This window comes from Oleiphilus sp. HI0067, from assembly GCF_001635735.1.
In genome coordinates this window covers 1-642 of the sequence record NZ_LWFI01000315.1, presented here as the reverse complement: position 1 = coordinate 642, position 642 = coordinate 1, and the positions used below count along the sequence as shown (strand labels likewise).

Sequence of the window (642 nt, the reverse complement as noted above, 5' to 3'; positions counted from 1 at the left end):
ATAGAGGGCCAACCGGTGAGAAAAGCTGTGACGATAAGTGCTGGAGACAGCAAACCATTAAAGGCGCTAAAGAAATGTAATAAGTAAGCGACAAAAACGAGCTTCTCTAACTTACCACTTGGTACATTCGCAACATTTGACACAGCATGTACCTCCTAGACGTTTGACTCTGGCGCATCGCTTTGCGCTTTTGTCTCTCGCAACTTCTCGCGATGATTTGAACGAGCAAGCGCCTGCATATCTTCAACGGCGTCCGTCTCGTCCATGATCTCTCGCCCTAGCAAAGTTTCAATGGCATCTTCTAAAGACACAACCCCTTCGTTCTGGCCAAACTCATCTGTCACCAAAAACAAATGTGCGCGCTTCTTAATGAACGTATCGAGGAGCTTTTGAACAGGTAAGCGATCGGACACACGGCTCAACGGTTTAATAACGGAAACAATACTCTCGCTACCCTTGCCTTGGCGTTCAGCTTCATATAGATCGGCACGAATCACCTGACCAATCACATCATCAACATGCTCGTCGTAAACAGGTATACGTGTAAATTGCCTTGTTTGCGGATCATCCAAAGCTTCTTGAATGGTGGTGACCGCAGGAAGCATATGCACAACACTGCGAGGCGTTAAAATTTCTTCCGTC

Annotated in this window: 1 protein-coding gene; it reads right to left on the bottom strand. The window is 46.7% G+C overall.

Features of this window, described 5'->3' with window-relative positions:
• Nucleotides 1–155: 155 nt before the first annotated feature.
• Nucleotides 156–642: CBS domain-containing protein (locus tag A3739_RS03825; RefSeq protein WP_156502328.1), on the bottom strand; the 487-nt coding region annotated here is incomplete at its 5' end.